Origin of the sequence: Pseudomarimonas salicorniae (genome assembly GCF_023156535.1) — a bacterium.
GTDB classification, from domain to species: Bacteria; Pseudomonadota; Gammaproteobacteria; order Xanthomonadales; family Xanthomonadaceae; genus Pseudomarimonas; species Pseudomarimonas salicorniae.
In genome coordinates, this window is record NZ_JALNMH010000001.1 from 435,538 (window position 1) to 454,369 (window position 18,832).

The following is an 18,832-nucleotide window of genomic DNA, read 5'->3' on the forward strand; positions in this document are numbered from 1 at the left end:
ATGAAAATCATCATCCTCGGTGCCGGCCAGGTCGGCTCTTCGGTGGCCGCGGCGCTGTCATCGGAGAACAACGACATCACCGTGGTCGACAACGACCCCTCCAAGCTCAAGGAGCTGGCCGAGCGGCTCGACATCCGCACCGTGCAGGGCCATGCCTCGCTGCCCAGCGTGCTCGGCCATGCCGGCGCCGAGGACGCCGACCTGATCATCGCCCTGACCTCCAGCGACGAGGTCAACCTGATCGCCTGCGAGATGGCGGATATCGTCTACAAGACGCCGACCAAGATCGCCCGCCTGCGCGAGGCGGAGTACCTGCAGCACCCCGAGCTGACCGCCAAGACCCGCGCCGCGGTGGACGTGGCGATCAGCCCGGAGGGTCTGGTCTGCCAGCACGTGCAGCGCCTGATCGAATATCCCGGCGCGCTGCAGGTGCTGGACTTCGCCGACGGCCGTGCCCAGCTGGTGGCGGTTCGCGCGGTACCCGGCGGCGCCCTGGTCGGGCACGAGATCCGCGACCTGCGCACCCATCTTCCCGAGGAGGTCGACGCCCGCGTGGCGGCGATCTTCCGCGACGGCCGGCCGATCATCCCCGAGGCCAGCACCCGCATCGAGTCCGGCGACGAGGTCTTCTTCCTCGCCGACCGCCGCGACATCCGCACCGTGATGAGCGAGCTGCGCCGGGTGGAACGGCCGGTGAAGCGCGTGTTCATCGCCGGCGGCGGCAATATCGGTCGCAACCTCGCCCGGGCTCTGGAAAGCCAGTTCAACGTCAAGGTGCTGGAGCGCAGCAAGGACCGCGCCAAGCGCATCGCCGAGGACCTGCTCAACTCCATCGTGCTGGTCGGCGACTGCGCCGACGAGGCCCTGCTGCGCGAGGAGAACATCGACCAGACCGACGTCTACTGCGCGCTGACCAATGACGACGAGGCCAACATCCTCTCGGCGATGCTGGCCAAGCGGCTCGGTTGCCAGCGGGTCATCGCCCTGATCAACCGCCCGGCCTACGCCGAGCTGGTCGAGGGCGGCACCATCGACATCGCGGTCAGCCCGCAGCAGGTAACGCTCGGCGCCCTGCTGACCTGGATCCGCCAGGGCACGATGGTTCGCGTGCACTCGCTGCGCCGCGGCATGGCCGAGGCGATCGAGGCGGTCGCGGTCGGCGACCGGCGCACGTCCAAGGTGATCGGCCGCGCGCTGGAGGAGCTGCAGCTGCCCGATGCCGCCACCATCGGCGGCATCGTCCGTGGCGAGAAGCTGCTGATCGCGCACCATGACGTGGTGATCGAGCCCAACGACCACGTCATCGTGTTCCTGGTCGACAAGCGCCAGCTGTCCAAGGTGGAAGCGCTGTTCCGCACCGACGCGACCTGGATCTGAGCGTGCTCGAGTCACTGCCGCTGCGGCTGAAGGCCATGCTCCGGGTGCTCGGCGTGATCATCGCGCTCTCCTCGTTCTCCAAGCTGCCTCCGGCCCTGCTCGCCGTCGCGCTCGGCGAGGACACCGCGCACGTGTTCTTCAGCAGCTTCGCTCTGACCGCGGCGCTCGGTGCCCTGCTCTGGTGGCCGTTCCGCCAGGTCCACTACGAACTGCGCCTGCGCGACGGCTTCCTCATCGTGACCCTGACCTGGCTGCTGGCCAGCCTCGTGTCTTCGCTGCCCTTCATGTATGCGCCGCCCAACCTCAGCTTCACCGCGGCGATGTTCGAGGCGACCTCGGGCCTGACCACCACCGGGGCGACCATCATCGTCGGCCTCGACGAGCTGCCGAAATCGGTGCTGTTCTACCGCCAGTTCCTGCAGTTCATCGGCGGCATGGGCGTGGTCGTGCTCTCGGTGGCGATCCTGCCGATGCTGAAGATCGGCGGCACCCAGCTGTTCCGCGCCGAAAGCGGCGGGATGACCCGCGACACCAAGCTCACCCCGCGCATCGCCGACACCGCCAAGGCCCTGTGGGGCGTGTACATCGGGCTGAACCTGCTCTGCGCGCTGGCCTTCTGGGCGGGCGGCATGAACCTGTTCGACGCCGTCTGCCACGCGATGGCGACCATCTCCACCGCCGGCTTCTCGCCCTACGACGCCAGCTTCGGCCACTTCGACAGCGACCTGCTGGAGTGGATCGCGGTGGTCTTCATGCTGGTCGGCGGCATCAACTTCGGCCTGCATTTCCTGGCCTGGCGGCGGGCCACCATGGGCGTGTTCTTCACCGACTCCGAGCTCAAGGCCTTCCTGCGCATCGTCGGCGTGGTGAGCGTTGTGGTCGGCCTGATCCTGTTCCTCGGCGGCGACTTCGAAAGCCCCTACGATGCCTTCCGCCACGCCACCTTCCAGGTGGTCTCGAACATCACCACCACCGGTTTCGCCACCACCGGGTTCTCGGCCTGGTCCGGCATGGCGCCGCTGCTGCTGGTCGGCCTTGCGATCATCGGCGGCTGCGCCGGCTCGACCACCTCGGGACTGAAGATTGCCCGCGTGGTCATGCTGATGCGCCAGGGCTACCGCGAGGTCAAGCAGCTGGTCCACCCGCGAGGGCGGTTCCTGGTCAAGATGGGCGGGCGTCCGGTGTCCGAGAGCGTCGTGCTATCGGTGTCCGGCTTCATTGCGCTGTGGATGTTCTGCTTCATCGCCATGGTCCTGGCCATGAACGCCACCGGGCTCGACATCCTGTCCAGCTTCGGCGCCACGGTGGCGACCTTCGCCAACCTCGGCCCCGGCCTCGGCGACGTCGCCAGCAACTTCGCCGACGTCAACGGCGTGGCGGTCTGGCTCGGCACCTTCGGCATGCTGCTGGGGCGTCTGGAGGTGTTTTCCGTGCTGGTCCTGCTCACGCCGAGCTTCTGGCGCGAGTAGCGCATCCTCCAGCTCTGCGCTGAGCTCGGCGAGCAGCTCGCGGGCGACCGCGTAGGGCAGGGAGCGCAGCACCGTGGCGCCGCGCCACTGCGAGGCCCCGGCGCTGTCCGCCACCAGATCGGCCATTCCGGCGCGGCGGTCGAACGGGCTTTGCACGAGACGCAGCACCTGGATACGCGACAGATCGAGCATCTGCCACTCGCGCTCCAGCCAGCCGTAGCGCCAGAACAGCAGGTTACCGCGGCGGGCGAAACCGGCGAAGCGGGCGCTGGCCCGGGCATGCTGGATGGGCAGCAGGACCGCGGCCAGCATGGGCATGGCCTGCGGGCCGAAGCCGATCAGCTGCATGCAGACGATGCCGAGCACGATCAGCGACGGCCACAGCGCCCAGCGGCGCCAGGCCAGCGGATGCACCGGCTCCCAGTCCAGCGCCTCCAGATCGGCCTCGGGCAGCCAGCGCCGCAGCAGGGCATCAGCCCGCTGTCGCGGCGCCACCGGCACCAGTGACTCACCGGCGCGCTCCTCGTTTACCGCGGCGCTGCCGGCGGTCTCCGCGCTGAGGGTGCGCAGGCCCACGGCGCGCAGCAGGAAGGGTTCGCCGAGGATCCAGCGCTGCACCTTGTGCACCGGCACATGCGCACGTAGCCGGGTCAGCAGGCCACCTTCGGCGGACAGGCGCACGCCTTCTTCGCGAAGGGTGAAGCCATGGAAGCGCAGCACGGTCAGGATCACGCCCAGCAGGCGCAGGGCCAGCGAGGCAGCGGTGAACAGCAGCACCGCGGTGAGCAGGAAGGACAGGCCGAAGACCACGCCGCCCAGCCATTGGTAGACCGACTCCGCGCCGTTGGCGGCCATCCGCCCCATGCTGCCGATATCCAGCTGCCAGGCGGCACCGAAAATGGCGGCGATGACGATCATGCCGCGGTTGCTGGACAGCCCGAGCCAGATCAGGTGGTGCAGCGGAATCCGCAGCAGCGGCTCGCCCGCTTCGGCGATTCCGGCGGATGCCTCGGTGCCGGCCCCGCGGGGATCCTGCGCCTCGCGTCGGGCTGCGCGGATCAGCGATTCCAGCGACTCGGCATCGCGCAGCGAAAGCACGCGCATCTGCGCTTCGGCCTCGACTCCGGCGCGGGCGGACTCGAGGCGCACCTCGGCGACCTTGAACAGACGGTGCAGCAGGTTCTGCTGCAGCACGATATTGCTGATCCGGGCGAAGGGCACGTGGCGCTCGGCGCGGGTGAACCAGCCCGAGCGGACCACCAGCTCGTCGCGTTCGATGCGGAAACGATAGGTGTAGTAGCGGAACACCGCGGCCAGGGTCAGTGCACCGGCGGCGACGGCGGCCGCGGCTTCCTGCCAGTCGCCGCCGCGGCCGAAGACCAGCAGGGCGATCAGCGGAAGGGCGAACTCGCGCAGCTGGGCCAGCAGCACGAACAGCCAGGACCACGGGTGCAGCCGGCGCTCGCCGGCGGCGACCAGGGCCTCGGCGCGCTCAGAGCTGCCGGTCATGGCCCTGCAGCAAGGCATCGCGCAGCGCCAGCGCGCGCTCGGCTGGCAGGCCGGCGAGACGGATCGCGGCGGATTCGGTGCCGGCGGTGAACACGGTCAGGTCGGCAAGGCCCCAACGCCGGTCCAGCGGCCCCTGGTGGACATCGGTGTGCTGGACCCGCGAGCGCAGCACGCGGATGCGGCTGCGCCACCAGACGCCGCGGCGGATCTCCAGGCCCCGTGCATCGAGACGGTAGCGGGTGCGGGCGAAGCGCAGGGCGGCGTAGCGCCAGCCGAGCATCACCGCCAGCGCGCCGACGGCCAGCGCCAGCAGGCCCAGCATCCAGCGCTCGTCGGGCACCCACTCGTTGGCCCTCAGAACGATCCACAGGGCCAGCACGGGCACCAGGCCGAAGCCCATGCCGACCAGGCAGGCGGTCATCCGCATGCCGAGGATCGCCCGCGGGTGCAGGGCCTCGAAGCTGTCCAGCTCGTTCGATTCTGCGCTCATGCATCCCCCGACGCGTCGGCGGCTGGCGCGTGACCGGCAAGATAGGGATTGGTCAGCCCCGGCGCGGCCCGCGAGAAGCGCTTGTAGGTCCACTGGTACTGCTCGGGGGCCAGGGCGACGCAGGCCTCGACGCCGGCGTTCAGCGCCGCGGTGGCGACCCCGGGATCGGGATCGGCAATGCCCGGCAGGGCCGGCAGGAAATGCACAGCAAAGCCGCGCGCGTCCGGCAGCCGCCGGGCGACGCCGAAGACCACCTCGACCCCGGCCCGCGCGGCCAGCCGGGAGAGCAGGGTCATGGTCAGCGCCGGGCGGCCGAAGAAGGGCGCGAACTCGCCCTCGCCGACCTTGGGCTGCTGGTCCGGAAGGATGCCGAGGATGCGACCGTCCTTCAGCGCCTTGAGCATCTTGCGCACGCTGGAGGGCTGCGCCGGCAGCTGCTCGACGGCATCGCCGCCGCGGCCGCTGAGCAGGATCTCCCCGGCCGGCCCCCACTGCGGCTCGCGGTAGACGATGGACAGAGGCCCACAGGCGGCAAGGTAGTGGCCGAACAGCTCCCAGTTGCCAAGGTGCGGCGCGGCGACGATCACCCCGCGGCCGTCGGCCCGCGCCGCGTCGAGCAGCTCGCGACCGTGGACCTCGACGATCCAGCGCTGGCTGGCGGCCGCTGGGCGGGTCCAGATCCGCGCGCATTCGAGCACGGCGCAGGCCGTGTGGCGGAGCGTGGCGCGGTGCATCGCCTTACGCGTGGCGGCGTCGCGCCGGGCGAAGCACAGCGCCACGTTGACCCGGGCCACCCGCGACTCGCGCGTATCCAGACGCGCACTGCACCAGGCCAGCGCCGCAGCCAGCCGCTGCAGGGCCGCCAGCGGCAGGGCGCCGAGCAGGCCAAGCAGGGTCCGGGCGATGGTTGTCAGCCAGCGGTTGGGAGCGGTCATGGGGGCCCGAGTCTAAACGCGCCGCCGGCCGAGCAGGCTGGTCAGGATCGATCCGCCGACCACCAGGGCCGCACCGAGGCCGCCCAGCAGGCCGATCGACTCCGGGCTGACCCAGACCGGCGCCAGGCGATGCGCCACCTCGACCGTGACCAGGGTCAGCAGCGGGGTCAGCGCCAGCACCACCGAGACCCGCGAGGCCTCCCAGTGGGCGAGCGCCTCGGCGAAGGCGCCGTAGGCAGCCAGAGTGTTGAACGCGCAGTAGACCAGAAGCCACCACTGTGTTGAGGACAGCGTCCACAGCCGGGCCGGCTCGGCGAAGGGCAGCAGCACGACCGCCGCCAGCAGGTAGATGCACCAGAGGATGGTCTGCGAGCCGAGCTGGCGCAGCAGCTGCTTCTGCAGCAGCGCGTAGATCGCCCAGACCAGGGCGGCCAGCACGATCAGCGCGGCGCCCGTGCCGTAGGCGCCGGCGTCGGCCTGCCGGCCGAGCTGATCGGCGAAGAAGAGTCCGAGGCCGCCGGTGACCAGGAGCAGGCCGAGCCACTGGCCGAGGCTGAAGCGCTCGCCGAAGACGAAGATCCCGCCCAGCGCCATCAGCAGGGGGGCGAGCTGGATCAGCAGCTGGGCATTGCCCGGTGAGGTACGGTCGAGGCCGAACAGGTAGAACACGTAGTTGCCGATCAGCGTTGCTCCGGCGAGCAGCAGCAGCCCCCAGTGCCGAGGTGCCAGCCGGGCCAGCGGCGCGAAGCCGCGGCGGCTGGCCAGCCACAGGCCCATGCCCAGCGCGGCAAAGGCGAAGCGGAACCAGGTCACGGTCAGCGCGTCCAGCGCCCCGAGCACGCCCTTCAGGGCCACCGGCAGGGTGGCCCAGAACGAGGCGGTGGCGAAGGCGAGCAGCAGGCCGAGCTGCCAGCGGCCGGAAACGGTATGCAGGGACATGCGGGCAACTCTGGGAGGCGGGCGCGCAGTGTAGGCGGCCGGGCGCAGCGGTGGCGTACCGGCTTGCAAGGGCCGCCCCCCCGGGTATGCTGCCGGCGGACCCGACCGAGGACGCCCCATGCGCCATGCCTTGATCCTGCTTACCCTCCTGCTGCTCGGCGCCTGCGCAGGCAAGAGCGGCAGCACCAGCAAGCTGCAGGAGACCCTGTACGCCTACCAGAGCACGATCCGCTGGGGCGATCTGACCGGCGCTCTGGCCTTTGTCGACCCCGACCTGCGCGAGAAGCAGGCGCCGAGCAGCCTCGAGGAACGCCGTCTGGCCCAGCTGCAGGTCGCGGGGTACTACGTGCAGGGCAGCCAGCAGGTCGGCGAGGGCGAGTACGAGCAGATCGTCGAGATCCGCCTGGTCAACCGCAACACCCAGGTCGAGCGCAGCGTCATCGACCGCCAGACCTGGCGCTGGAGCGTCGAGGACAAGGCCTGGTGGTTGACCTCGGGCCTGCCGGATTTCTCCCAACGTTGAACCGAGGCCCGCTGGCAGCGGGCCAGACCCGCAGCCGTTCGCGCTTCCGCGCAGAATCGCGCCGCGAGCACGGATCCAAGAGCCGGTCGGGAGGCTCCGCAGCAGTGGATCCCGCCTGACACCCCGCCTGACACCCGGTTCCGGCATCGGAAGGCGACTGCATGGGCCGGATCGAGCCGGGGCGGAAGCTGCACAGGGTGGCCCCACCCCGGCCACCACGACCCGCGCGACACCTACAACGCGCCTGGCGCTTCAGCGTGGCTCAAACACTACTTCCAATCGATCGATCGAGGCGCCGGGCCAGATCAGGCAGTGGGCAGTGATGTCCACACCGCGCTGTTTCGGATCCGTCGCCACCTGGATCAACCCCTGACCTCCGCGCCATTCGACCCACTCCACCGTTTCGTCTCGGCCACCTGCGGGATGGACACGGCAATAGGCGGAGTTCTGGCCGGGATCGCTCAGCCAGATCCGGTATTCGGTCGCCTGATGGGTCGGATAGATGGCGCTCAGCGGACAGGCTGCCATGAATACATCCGCCCAGCTCCCCGGCTCCGCAGTATTGACCAGGCTGCCGGCGTCAAACTCGTAGCGGTCCGTCGGCAGATGGTTGGACGGCTTGCAGACCGCTGCGGACTGACCGTGGATGAAGGCTTCCGCTGCATGGGCCGGCTGCATCAACATCGTCAGCAGAGCCGGCAGGCACAGAAAGGGAGCACGGCTTCTCATGATTCTCCTCCTTGGTAGCTGTGAAGGGGCGGGCCGACCGGGTTTCGTCCGCTCCTATCCCCAAGTACGAAAAGGAGCCGAGCCGCCTGCCACTCACGGCGCCCCGATCACTACACCCAGGTCGAGCGCAGCGTCATCGAATGCCAGAGCTGGCGCTGGAGCCTCGAGGTCAAGCCCTGGTGGCTGACCTCGGGCCTGTCCGGTCTCCCGCCTCGCTGAGGCGGGCCGCGTGCTGTCGCGGCCCGAGCGGACGGCTGCGGTTCAAGCCCGGGCGAAGGCGCGGGGTTAGCATGCCCCTGCCCTGGTCCGGAGCCGCCCGGTGCTGATCCTCGATTTCGACGGCGTGGTGCTGGATTCGGAGCCGCGCTTGAACGCCCTGCTATGCGGCCTGCTGGCCGAGCAGGGCATATCGCTGTCGGTCGAACAGGCACTGCGGCGTTTCACCGGAGTGGCCAGCGCCGAGTGCCTAGCCGGGATCGAGCGGGATTTCGGCGTGCGCCTGCCCGGTGACCTCGGTGAGCGCTACCACGAGGCTTCGCTTGCGCTGTATGCGAGCGGCGCGCTACCGCTGCTACCGGGCCTGGTCGAACTGCTCGACGCCCTGCGCCGCCCGGTGGCGATCGCCTCGGGCAGCCAGCGGCGGAAGATCGAGGCAGGTCTGCGCGCACACGGGCTGGAGGCGCGCTTTGCCGGACGCATCGTCAGCGCCCACGAGGCGCCGCGCGGCAAGCCGCATCCGGATGTCTACCTGGAAGCGGCGCGGCGCTGCTCGACGCGGCCGGCCGACTGCATCGCCGTCGAGGATTCGCCGACCGGCGCCCGCGCCGCCGCGGCCGCGGGCATCCGCGTCTTCGGCCTGATCGGGATCTGGGACGCGGCTTCGCTCGCGGCGGCCGGCGCCGAGCCGATCCAGCGGCTCACCGACCTTCTTCGGCGCCCGGAGCTTGCGCCCTGGTGGTCGCCGCTGCAGGCCGTCACGCCGGCCCCCTGAGACCCGGCGCGACGCCCGGCGCCCGGCCTATTCCCGACGCACCGCCTTGATGAAGGGCAGGGCCTTCAGCTCGGCCTCGATGCGCGCGGCATCGCCGATCACGATCCAGCGCAGGCCCTCGGGATCGACCGCGGCTGCGGCCGCGGCATTGAGCGCCGCGCCGTCGAGGCCGCGCAGGTTGCTCGCGTAGTCGTAGTAGTAGTCCGGCTCACGGTCGTTCTGCAGCAGGTCGATCGCCGCGCTGACCAGGGACGACAGGGTCTCGAAGCGTCCCGGCAGGCGCGAAACCTGGCTGCGCAGGATGCTCTCCAGCTCCTCTCCCTCGAGTGGGCGCTCGCCGGCCAGGCCGCGGATCTCGGCATGCACCTCCTGCATGGCCGGACCGGTCTTGTCGGTCTGCACAGGGGCGATCACGACGAAGGCCCCCGGCGCGCCGCGCGCGTCGCTGATGTAGCCGCTGCTGCCGTAGGACCAGTGCTTGTCGAGGCGCAGGTTGCGATTGAGTCGCGAGGTGGCCATGCCGCCGAAGTTGCGCATCACCGTCTCCAGCGCCAGCGGATCGATCTCGCCGCTGGCACTGGGCTGGGCGGCGACGATCACCGACTGCGCGGCGCCGGGCTTGTCGACCAGCAGCAGCTCGCCGGCCGGGGCCACCTGCAGCGGCGGCAGCGGGCTGCCCTCGGGCCGCGCGCCGCGCCAGTCGCCGAAGTGGCGTTGCAGCAGCGGACGCAGTTCGCTTTCGCTGATCGCCCCGGCGACGACCAGCGTCGCGTTGCCGGGCACGAAATGGGCGGCATGCCAGCTTTGCAGCGCCTCGCGGTCGAGGCCCTCGACCGCGGCCGCCTCGCCCAGCCCGCCCGCCGGCCGGCCATAGGGATGCCCGGCCCCATAGACCAGGACCGGCACTCGGCGCTGCGCTGCGCCGAACGGGTTGGCGGCCTGCTGGGCGATCGCCGCCAGCTGCTGCTTGCGCTGCAGGCCGACCATGTCCTCGGGGAAGGCCGGCTCGCGGACCACCTCGGCCAACAGGTCCAGCGAGGGATCGAGATTGGCCTTGAGCGCGGTCATCGAGACGAACGACAGGTTAAGGCTGCTGCCGACGCCGAGGGTCGCGCCGAGCGCGTCGCGGCGGTCGGCGATGGCAAAGGCGTCGCTGTCCTTGCTGCCCTTGGGCAGCAGGTCGAGGGCCAGCTGGGCGGTGCCTGGGGCCTCGGCCGGATCACTCGCATAGCCCCCGTTGACGGTCAGCGCCATCTGCACCAGGGGCACGCCCTGACGCTCCATCAGCATCACCCTCAGGCCGTTGTCGAGGGCAAAGCGCTGGATCTCGGGGAAGCGGACCTCGGGCGGCGCGTCCAGCGCCGGCAGAACGGAGCGGTCGATCTGCTCGGCGCCGGCCTTCAGTTCGGGAAAGGGCTCGACCCAGAGCTGGTAGTGCGGCTGGTCGAGCACGCTGAAGGCGCTCTGCCGTATCTGCTCCGCGGAGCGCCCGGCAAGATCGCGCAGACGGGACAGATAGGCCTCGCTGTCGCCCTGCAGGGCCAGCCCTTCGGCCAGTACGTCGGAGCGACCGCCAAAGCCGCCCAGGCGCTCGCTGCCGCGGGCAAAGCCGGCCAGCAGGCGGGTCCGCGCCCGGTCGAGCTCGGCCTTGGCCGGGAGCTTTTCCAGGCTGGCGGCAAGCACGGCCTGGACCTCGCGCTCCAGCGCGGCCGGGTCGGCGCCCTTGGCCAGGGTCGCGGTGACGATCAGGGTGCTGCTCAGCTGCTTGTCCCAGACGAAGGCACCGACCTGGGTCGCCAGCTGGGTCTCGAAGACCAGACGGCGATCGAGCGGCGCGCTGTCGCTGCCGGAGAGCACGCCGGCGAACAGCTCCATGTCGTGCACGGCGGCGCTACCCAGCGGCGGCATGTGCCAGGCCATGTACAGCCGCGACTGCGGCACGCGGTCCTGCATGCGGTCGAGGATCGGACTGGACAGCCGCGGCACCTGGGCGTCGAGCCGGGTCACCGGCGCGCCCGGCGGGATGGCGCCGAAGTACTTCTCGACCAGCGCCCGCGCCCGTTCGACCGTGATGTCACCGGCCAGCGCCAGCACGGCGTTGTTCGGGCCATACCAGGCGCGGTACCAGTCGCGCACGTCGTCCAGGGTGGCGGCCTTGAGGTCCTCCATGCGGCCGATGGTCGACCAGCTGTAGGGATGCCCGGCGGGATACATCTGCTCGACCAGGCGGTTGAACACCTGGCCGTAGGGCTGGTTCTCGCGCTGGCGCTTCTCGTTCTGCACCACGCCCTGCTCGCGGGTCAGCATCTCCTGGCTGATGTGGCCGGCGAGGAAGCCCATGCGGTCGGCTTCCAGATAGAGCGTGCGCTCCAGCGCCGAGACCGGCACATCCTCGAAGAAGTTGGTGCGGTCGGTGTTGGTGGTGCCGTTGCGGTTGTTGGCGCCGAGGTCGTCCATGGCCTCGCGGAAACCGTGCGGATGGTTCTCGCTGCCGTTGAAGAAGAAGTGCTCGAACAGATGGGCGAAGCCGGTGCGCCCGGCCTGCTCGTCGCGCGAGCCGACCTTGTACCAGACGTTCACCGCCACGATCGGCACCGAGTGGTCGCTGTGCACCACCACCTCGAGACCGTTGTCGAGGGTGAAGCGCTCGTGGGCGATGCGCAGGTCATCCGGATCGGGCACCTCAGCGGCGCGGGCGGCACCGAAGGCCAGCAGGACGAGCAGGATGGCGTGGAGGGATCTCATCGGCAGGTCTCCGGTCGGGCGACGCCGCGGCGCCGCGATGAAACGGCAGGCTCAGGGCTTGTGGGCGCGGGCCAGGTAGGCCTCGCTCTGCATCTCGATCAGGCGGCTCTCGGTGCGCTCGAACTCGGCGCGCAGCTTCTCGCCGCGGTAGAGCTCGGTGAGCGGCACCTCGGCGGACAGGATCAGGTTGACGTTGCGGTCGTAGAACTCGTCGACCAGGTGGACGAAGCGGCGCGCCTCGTTCTCCGTCTGCACCGTGAACTGGGGAACGTGGGCGACCAGCACGGTGTGGAAGTCGCGGGCCAGCTCGATGTAGTCGGCCACCGAGCGCGGGCCCTCGCAGAGCGCCTTGTACTCGAGCCAGGCCACGCCTTCGCAGAAATCGATCGCCGGAATCAGCCGGCCGTTGATCTCCAGCGGCTCGCCCTCGCGCAGGGTGTCGCAGGTGAGCTTTTCGTAGAAGTCCTGCATCGCGCTTTCGGTGAGCCCGTTCAGCGGATGGTGGTAGACCGGCGCCTGGGTCAGCGTGCGCAGGCGGTAATCGGTGCTGCTCTCCATGAACTGGACGACGCAGTGGCGGTTGATCAGCTCGATCGCCGGCAGGAAGCGCGCGCGCTGCAGGCCGTCGCGGTAGAGCTGGTCGGGTACGGTGTTCGAGGTGGTGACCAGGACCACTCCCTCGGCGAACAGGCGGTCCAGCAGCCGGCCGAGGATCATCGCGTCGCCGATATCGCTGACGAAGAACTCGTCGAGGCAGAGGACCCTTGCCTCGGCGGCGATATCGCCGGCGATCTGGACCAGCGGGTCGCGGGTCTCGCCGAGCGCCGCCAGCCGGCCGTGCACCTCGCCCATGAAGCGATGGAAGTGCACCCGTCGTTTCGCCGTGCCCGGCAGGTGCTCGTAGAACAGGTCGACCAGGAAGGTCTTGCCGCGGCCGACGCCTCCCCACAGGTACAGGCCCTTGGGCACGGGCGGCGGATTGAAGCGCGCGCGCAGGCGGTCCAGCAGGCCGCTTCCCAGGCGCGGGTGCAGGGCGTGGTGGATGCGGTCGAACTCGCGGAGCACGGCACGCTGGGCCGGATCATCCTCCCACCTGCCGCTGGCGACGCCCTCTGCGTAGGCCCGTCCGGGCGGGATGTCGCGGGTGTCGGCCTCCCGGCTCACGCGCTCTGCAGCAGCGGTGGCAGGTTGCTGCGCACGCCGTTCTTGATCGCGCCACGCAGGTCCATCAGCCGGCGATGGAAGAAATGCCCGGTCTCCGGCATGCGGATCAGGTTCGGCCGCTCGGCGGTGGGCATGCCCTCGATCCAGTCGTAGACCTGCTGCGGCTCGACCACGTCATCGTCCTCGCCCATCACCACCAGCCAGGGGCAGGTCGGCGGCAGCACCGCGGAGAAATCCCAGCGGCCGGCGGGAGGAGCGATCGAGATCATCTGCTTGAGCGGCAGATGGCGGGCACCGAGCAGGGCGACGTAGGCGCCAAAGCTGAAGCCGGCCAGCCACAGGGCATCGTTGGGCCGCTGATGGCCAACCCATTCGGCCACGGTCAGCAGGTCGAGGGTCTCGCCACGGCCGTTGTCGTGCTCGCCCTCGCTCTTGCCGACGCCGCGGAAGTTGAAGCGCACGGTGGTCAGACCGACCTCGCGCAGCGAGCGCTCGATCATGGTCACCACCTTGTTGTGCATGGTGCCGCCGTGCAGCGGATGCGGGTGGCAGATCACCGCCACGCCGGCCCGCGCGCAGTCGGCCTCGGGCCGGTCGACCACCGCTTCGATGGTCCCGGCGGCACCCTGCAGGAGAACCTCGCCGGTGCTGTCGGGGAAGCCGGTGTCCTGGTTGCTCATCGGGTTCCGGGGTTGCAAGACGAGGCTGGGATCATACTGGAGGGGCCGGTGGCTTGCGCCGTCCGGGCGCCGCCCTACTGCGCGGCGCGCTCGAGGTCGAGCACCATGACCAACGGGTCATGGTCCGAGGTGGCGAAGGGTTCGGCACGGTACAGGTCGGCGGGGCGGCGCTCGAGGTTGTAGTCGAAGACCTCGGCCTCGTCGCTGTTGATCTGCCAGACCAGGGCGGCGGTGATCGCCCCGGCCAGGCTGGGGCTGACCAGGGCATGGTCGAGGCTGCCCGCCTGGCCGTTGAACACGAAGCTGTGGTGGCGCAGGTCCTCGCCGCGGATCGGCAGCGCGTCGCGCCAGCCCAGCGAGCGCAGCAGGCGTAGGGGGTCCTCGCGCGTGTAGGCGTTGAAGTCGCCGAGCAGCACCCGATGCGGGGTGTCGATGCCGGTCGGGTCGGACTTCATCCACAGATCAAGGGCCCGCGCCGAGGCGACCCGCTTGGCGTTCCAGCAGCCCTGTCCGTCGGCGGCGTCGAGATCACCGGCCTCGCCGTTGCCCGACTCGGGACAGCTCCCCTTCGACTTGAAGTGGTTGGCGACCACGGTCAGCTGTCGGCCACTGGGGAAGTCGATGAAGCCCTGGGCCAGCGGCGGCCGGCTGCCATGCGCGAACGGGCCTGTCGTCAGGGTCACCGCCTCACCCTCGACGCCGACCCGGCCGGCACGGTAGATCAGGGCGACCTGGATCGGGCCACCGGGACTGTCACCGACCACCGCGCGATAGTCGCCCGCCTCGCCCAGCGCCCGGTTGAGGGCGGCCACCAGGTCGCCGAGGGCGCTACGTTCGTCGAGCGGCTCGTTCTCGACCTCGGACAGCGCCGCGATATCCGGCTGCAGGGCCGCCAGCACGGCCACGTGCTTGTCGCGCTGGCGCTGGTATTCCTGGCGGCTGCTGGCGCCGCGCTCGGTGGGGAATCCTCCGCCCCGGCCGTTGCCATTGAACAGGTTGCCAAGGTTGTAGCTGACCAGCCTCAGGCCCTTGGGCAGCACCGGCATGGCCGGTCGTGGCGCCTGCTCGATGCGCCCGAGCTTCTCAGTCAGCTGCAGGCGCCAGCTGCCGTGACGGGCGTCGAGCACGCCCTCAACGCCGTAGACCAGGGAGCCGGCGCGCAGGGGGTTCTCGTTCGAAAGCGGCGGGTCGAGGAACCACAGCCGGTTCGGATACTCGCTGCCGCGGGCGTCATCGATGATCAGGCCGCGGCGGCGATTCTCGTCCTCGACGGCCTGGGCCTTGGCCCCCGGCGACGCGATGTCGGTGGGCGCCCGCAGACGCTCGCCGAAGGCCATGTGGAGCTCGCCGAACCGGCTGAGATTGGCATTGCCACTGATCACCAGCGGACCGGGCAGGCGCAGCCACATGCCCTCCAGCGCCTCCCAGTCGGCAGCACGGGCCGGCGCCCGCGACAGGGTCGTGGCCTGCACCGCGGCGCGGCCCAGCACCTCGATCCGCGCATCGACCAGGGCGGTCAGGGTAGGCGCGCGCGCGCCAAGCTCCACGACACGTCCGGTGACCGAGAGCCGTTCGCCGCGGCGCACCTTCGGCTGGGCGTCGCGCTTCCAGCTGACGAACAGGCCGTCGCTGGTAGCCCGGTCGCCATCCTCGGCGCCGCTGGCGTCCTGCATGAAAAAACCTTCCAGTCCGCTGACGAAGTTGCCGGTGACCACGCCCTGGACGGTAACCGTCTGGCCCTCGTAGGGGCTGCGCGCGGCGGGGCCCTGGACGTCGCCGATGCTGCGCGGCGGCCCCTTGGCCACCGGCGGCTGGGCCACCGGTCCGGGCATCGGCGTCGGCTCGCAGGCGGCAAGGCCAAGGCTCAGCAGCAGGCCGATGGCCAGCCGCGGATACAAAAACGCCGCCCGGGGGGCGGCGTTAACGTCGCGATAACGAAACCCGGTCATTTCAGGTTGTCGAGCATCCAGCGGACCGAAGCCGCGACCTGTTCGTCGTTGAGCGCCGGGTTGCCACCGCGCGCGGGCATGATGCCGGCCTCGCCCTGGTAGCCTTCGATCGCATGGCGGATGAGGGTCTCCTCGCCCTGCGCGATGCGCGCAGTCCAGGCGGCCTTCTCCATCTTCGGGGCGCCACCGGCGCCGGAGTTGTGGCAGGCACCACACAGGTTGCTGTAGATCATCCCACCATCGGTGCTGCCGCCGTAGGCGACCTGCGAGGCCGCAGCCGCGCGGGCGGCCTCCTGGGCCGCGGCCAGGGCCGCCGCACCGGTCTCGCCGGCATAGACGGCACCGGCCGGCTGCAGGCGATCTGCCAGCTTGGACTGCGCCACGGGGTCCTCATCAACAGCGCGTCCCTCGTGCAGCCACACCGCGGCGCCGATCAGGAACGCGGTCACCAGCACCAGAAAGGCGATGACCATCGAGAAATGCTTCAGGAATTCAAGGTCGTAATTGCGCACGGGGCACCTGGCGATGCGGGGCTGCGTCGGCGGGGGCCGGCGCATAGGGCTCGCAAGTATAGCGACGGCGCGGTGGCGGGCAAACCCCGCAAGGCCGGGGCGCCAGGCGGGAGCCGGGGCTGACTAGCCGTTGATCCTCGGCTCGCTTTCCGAAGGAGGCTCAAGCGGCAGGCGCACGCGGGCCACGCAGCCGCGGCGGTCCTGGCGGTTGGCAAGGCTGAGCTGCCCGCCATGGCCTTCGACGATCTGCTGGGCCAGCACCAGGCCGATACCCGACCCGCCCGGTTTGGTGGTGAAGAAGGGCACGAAGAGGTTGTCGCTGCCGGACAGGCCAAGCCCGGTGTCGCGGACCTCGATCACCAGCTGCAGGGGGCCACCGGAGGCCTTGAGCTCGACTTCTCCGTTTTCCGGCAGGGCGGCCTCCACGGCGTTCTTGACCAGGTTGATCAGGGCCTGCTCGAGCTGGTCAGGGTCGACCTGCAGCTCAAGGTCGGGGGACTCCAGCACCCGCACCGCAAGCCGCTGCTCGAGCGTGGCGATACGCTGCAGCAGGGCGCGCAGGGAGACCGCGCGCTTCCTCGGCGGCGGTAGCCTGGCCAGCGCCGAGTAGCGGGCGACGAAGCGGCTCAGCGCCTCGGCTCGGTCGGCGATCACGCCAAGGCCGGCACCGACGTCCTCCTGCCAGTCCTCCGGCAGCGGGTCGCGCGCGACCACGGTGGCCAGGGTGCCGGCCATCGACTTGATCGGCGCCAGGGAATTGTTGAGTTCGTGGCCGAGCACCCGGATCAGGCGCTGCCACGCCTGCCGCTCTTCCTCGCGCAGCGCCCGCGACAGGTCGGTGATCGCCAACAGACGGTTCGGCCGGCCGTCCTGGCGAAAGTCGAAACGGCGGACCTCATAACGTCCTGTTCCACTAGGAAGGGCGCGCACGCCGACGCTGCCGGCCTCGGCCTGCAGTGCCTCACCGAGCCCGAGCCCGAGCTCGGCGGCGTCAAGGCCCAGCGCCTCGCGTGCCGGCCGGCCGAGCAGGCGCTCGCCTGCCGGGTTCAGCAGGCGCAGGCGGCGCTCCTCGTCAAAGCTGAAGATGGCGATGTCGATGGCGCCGATCACCTTGCCAAGCAGGGCGGTGGTTTCCTCGACCTGCAGGCGCTGCTCGCGCAGCGTCTGCGACAGGGCGTTGACCTCCCAGACCACGTCGCCGATCGGATCGCCGCGCCGCGCCCGTGAGCCGCGCAGGCTGTAGTCGCCCTCGCGCAGGGCCTCGAGCAGGTTGGACAGGGTGTACAGCGGGAAGATCACCCGCCAGCGCAGCCGCGCGGCCAGGGCGAGGGTGAACAGGACGACCAGGGCCAGCAGCACCAGGTCGCCGTCCGACCAGCCTGCCCGCGCCACCAGCAGCAGGCACAGCGCCCCTGCCGGCAACAGCAGCCACAGCTGGTCAAGCAGCAGGCGGCGCTCGAAGCCGAGCCCGGTGCCGGGCTTGCTGGCGCGGGATTCGTGGGGCTTCATCGAGGAGCGCTGCGTGGCATGGGCCCCATTGCGCCATGTCTGGCAGCGCATTGCCAGACCGGCAGCACGGCCTGGCAGCGGCGCAGCGCCCGGCTAATCGAATACCAGCCGGCGGAGCTTGGCGGTGTCCTCCTCGGACAGGCCGCCCTCGAACTGGCTTCCGGCCAGACGCAGGATCAGCAGCTCGGGCCGCGCCGTGCCATCCGGGAGTCCGTAGATCGCGGCGATCATGGCGCGCAGCGTCTGCGGATAACCCCATCTGGCCTTCAGTCGGTGGGCGAAGGGACGCGCGTGCTTCGCCAGCGCCGCGTCGATGTCGGCCTCCGCGGCCTCGGTGCCGTGGCGGACCTGCCAGACGGCGATCTGCAGCAGCACGCAGAGCTCGCCCAGGCGGTGCATCAGGGCGGCGGTCTGCAGCGGGGCCGGGTCGATCCTGGCCTCGCGGGCCAGCGCCGACACCGCTTCGGCCACCTTCTCGGCGCGATCCAGCTCGGCGCCGAGCCGCGCGGTCAGCCGGGCGTCGTCCGGCTCGGCGCCCTGGCGCAGGGCCAGCGCCGTGGCCACGTTGAGGCTGGTCCGCCAGCCCAGCCGCTGCAGCGCTTCACGTAGGCTGCCGCAGACCCGGCCCTGCGGGTTGTAGGCGCTGCTGTTGGCCATTGCCAGCAGCCTCCCGGCCAATACCGGCTGGCGGGCCCAGCTCTCGGCCAGTTCGTCCAGTTCGGGCGGGTCTTCTCCAGCCGGCTGGGTTGCCAGCGCGCCAAGCCGGGCCGCCATCGGGGCCTCCAGCGCGCCGTCATCGAGGGCCGCCAGTGCATCCAGCAGGCCCGGGGGGTCGCCGCCCTCGGTCGCCTTCGACACCGGCAGATACTGGGCCAGCCGTTCCACCAGCTGTTCGACCTGGAACGGCTTGGCGATAAAGCCGTCCACCCCCTGGGCGCGGGCCGTCACCACGCTGGCCCGGTCGGTCCGCCCGGTCACCATCAGCACCGGCACCCGCGGCTGCGCCGCGCGGATCGTCGGCAGCAGGGCAATGCCCGGCCTGCCCGGCAGGTTCCAGTCGCAGAGCACCAGGCAGTGCCGCTTCGGCGAAAAGCGCGATTCCGCGTCGGCCACATCGACGCAGCGCTCGACCGTCGTACCGGGCGAGGCGGTCTCGACCAGCAGGCTGATCAGGCTGGCCATCTGGTCGTCGTCTTCGACTAGCAGAACGCGATCCGCAGACATGGGCTGGCGATCGATCGGGGGGGCAGGCTGCCTATCCTACTGGTGGACGGCCGCCCTGCGTCGGGCATGGATCTCGGTGCGCTTGCC

General features: G+C 70.5%; 15 protein-coding genes and 1 pseudogene. 4 read left to right on the top strand and 12 right to left on the bottom strand.

The genetic code is table 11. The features are described from left to right. Both trkA and M0G41_RS01850 read left to right on the top strand, forming a co-directional pair. Nucleotides 1-1,377, top strand: a complete 1,377-nt coding sequence (gene trkA / locus M0G41_RS01845; RefSeq protein WP_248204557.1) for a Trk system potassium transporter TrkA — start codon at nt 1-3, stop codon at nt 1,375-1,377. A 2-nt stretch (nt 1,378-1,379) separates the two neighbouring features. Beyond that, nucleotides 1,380-2,846: a TrkH family potassium uptake protein gene (locus tag M0G41_RS01850; RefSeq protein ID WP_248204559.1), complete on the top strand. Its 1,467-nt coding sequence runs from the start codon at nt 1,380-1,382 to the stop codon at nt 2,844-2,846. Between the two features lie 42 nt (nt 2,847-2,888). Here the strand turns inward: M0G41_RS01850 and M0G41_RS01855 are convergent. The 4 genes and pseudogenes from M0G41_RS01855 to M0G41_RS01870 form a co-directional block, all read right to left on the bottom strand. After that, nucleotides 2,889-4,373: pseudogene (locus M0G41_RS01855) on the bottom strand (PH domain-containing protein); the annotation flags it as partial. Continuing rightward, nucleotides 4,339-4,845, bottom strand: coding sequence for a PH domain-containing protein (locus M0G41_RS01860; protein WP_248204561.1), 507 nt, complete (start codon nt 4,843-4,845; stop codon nt 4,339-4,341). The gene M0G41_RS01860 and the pseudogene M0G41_RS01855, both read right to left, overlap by 35 nt. Next, a complete protein-coding gene (locus tag M0G41_RS01865) occupies nt 4,842-5,780 on the bottom strand; it encodes an LpxL/LpxP family acyltransferase (protein ID WP_248204562.1) in 939 nt (312 codons plus the stop codon). Before M0G41_RS01865 ends, M0G41_RS01860 begins: the two co-directional genes overlap by 4 nt. Nucleotides 5,781-5,792: 12 nt before the next feature. Next, complete coding sequence (locus tag M0G41_RS01870) at nt 5,793-6,719, bottom strand: DMT family transporter (protein WP_248204563.1); 927 nt, start codon at nt 6,717-6,719, stop codon at nt 5,793-5,795. A 118-nt stretch (nt 6,720-6,837) separates the two neighbouring features. On the opposite strand from M0G41_RS01870, the gene M0G41_RS01875 reads away from it, so the two are divergent. Then, the gene (locus M0G41_RS01875) at nt 6,838-7,242 is read left to right on the top strand and encodes a hypothetical protein (RefSeq protein WP_248204564.1); all 405 of its coding nucleotides are present in this window, start codon (nt 6,838-6,840) and stop codon (nt 7,240-7,242) included. A gap of 252 nt (nt 7,243-7,494) precedes the next feature. Here M0G41_RS01875 and M0G41_RS01880 read toward each other — a convergent pair whose 3' ends face one another. Next, the gene (locus tag M0G41_RS01880; RefSeq protein ID WP_248204565.1) at nt 7,495-7,971 is read right to left on the bottom strand and encodes a hypothetical protein; all 477 of its coding nucleotides are present in this window, start codon (nt 7,969-7,971) and stop codon (nt 7,495-7,497) included. Between the two features lie 319 nt (nt 7,972-8,290). On the opposite strand from M0G41_RS01880, the gene M0G41_RS01885 reads away from it, so the two are divergent. Then, the gene (locus tag M0G41_RS01885; protein WP_248204566.1) at nt 8,291-8,962 is read left to right on the top strand and encodes an HAD family hydrolase; all 672 of its coding nucleotides are present in this window, start codon (nt 8,291-8,293) and stop codon (nt 8,960-8,962) included. Between the two features lie 27 nt (nt 8,963-8,989). Here M0G41_RS01885 and M0G41_RS01890 read toward each other — a convergent pair whose 3' ends face one another. The 7 genes from M0G41_RS01890 to M0G41_RS01920 form a co-directional block, all read right to left on the bottom strand. Next, complete coding sequence (locus M0G41_RS01890; RefSeq protein ID WP_248204568.1) at nt 8,990-11,707, bottom strand: M16 family metallopeptidase; 2,718 nt, start codon at nt 11,705-11,707, stop codon at nt 8,990-8,992. Between the two features lie 51 nt (nt 11,708-11,758). Next, nucleotides 11,759-12,871 (bottom strand): cell division protein ZapE, encoded by a 1,113-nt coding sequence (zapE, locus tag M0G41_RS01895; RefSeq protein WP_248204570.1) that lies wholly within the window; start codon nt 12,869-12,871, stop codon nt 11,759-11,761. Then, entirely contained in the window at nt 12,868-13,551 is a 684-nt protein-coding gene (locus tag M0G41_RS01900; protein ID WP_248204572.1) for an alpha/beta hydrolase, read from the bottom strand. Before M0G41_RS01900 ends, zapE begins: the two co-directional genes overlap by 4 nt. Nucleotides 13,552-13,625: 74 nt before the next feature. Then, nucleotides 13,626-15,500 (bottom strand): ExeM/NucH family extracellular endonuclease, encoded by a 1,875-nt coding sequence (locus tag M0G41_RS01905; protein ID WP_248204574.1) that lies wholly within the window; start codon nt 15,498-15,500, stop codon nt 13,626-13,628. Next, nucleotides 15,497-16,012, bottom strand: coding sequence for a c-type cytochrome (locus tag M0G41_RS01910; RefSeq protein WP_248204575.1), 516 nt, complete (start codon nt 16,010-16,012; stop codon nt 15,497-15,499). Before M0G41_RS01910 ends, M0G41_RS01905 begins: the two co-directional genes overlap by 4 nt. Nucleotides 16,013-16,135: 123 nt before the next feature. After that, the gene (locus M0G41_RS01915) at nt 16,136-17,521 is read right to left on the bottom strand and encodes a sensor histidine kinase (protein WP_248204577.1); all 1,386 of its coding nucleotides are present in this window, start codon (nt 17,519-17,521) and stop codon (nt 16,136-16,138) included. Between the two features lie 93 nt (nt 17,522-17,614). Further along, a complete protein-coding gene (locus tag M0G41_RS01920) occupies nt 17,615-18,745 on the bottom strand; it encodes a response regulator (RefSeq protein WP_248204580.1) in 1,131 nt (376 codons plus the stop codon). Nucleotides 18,746-18,832 lie beyond the last annotated feature (87 nt).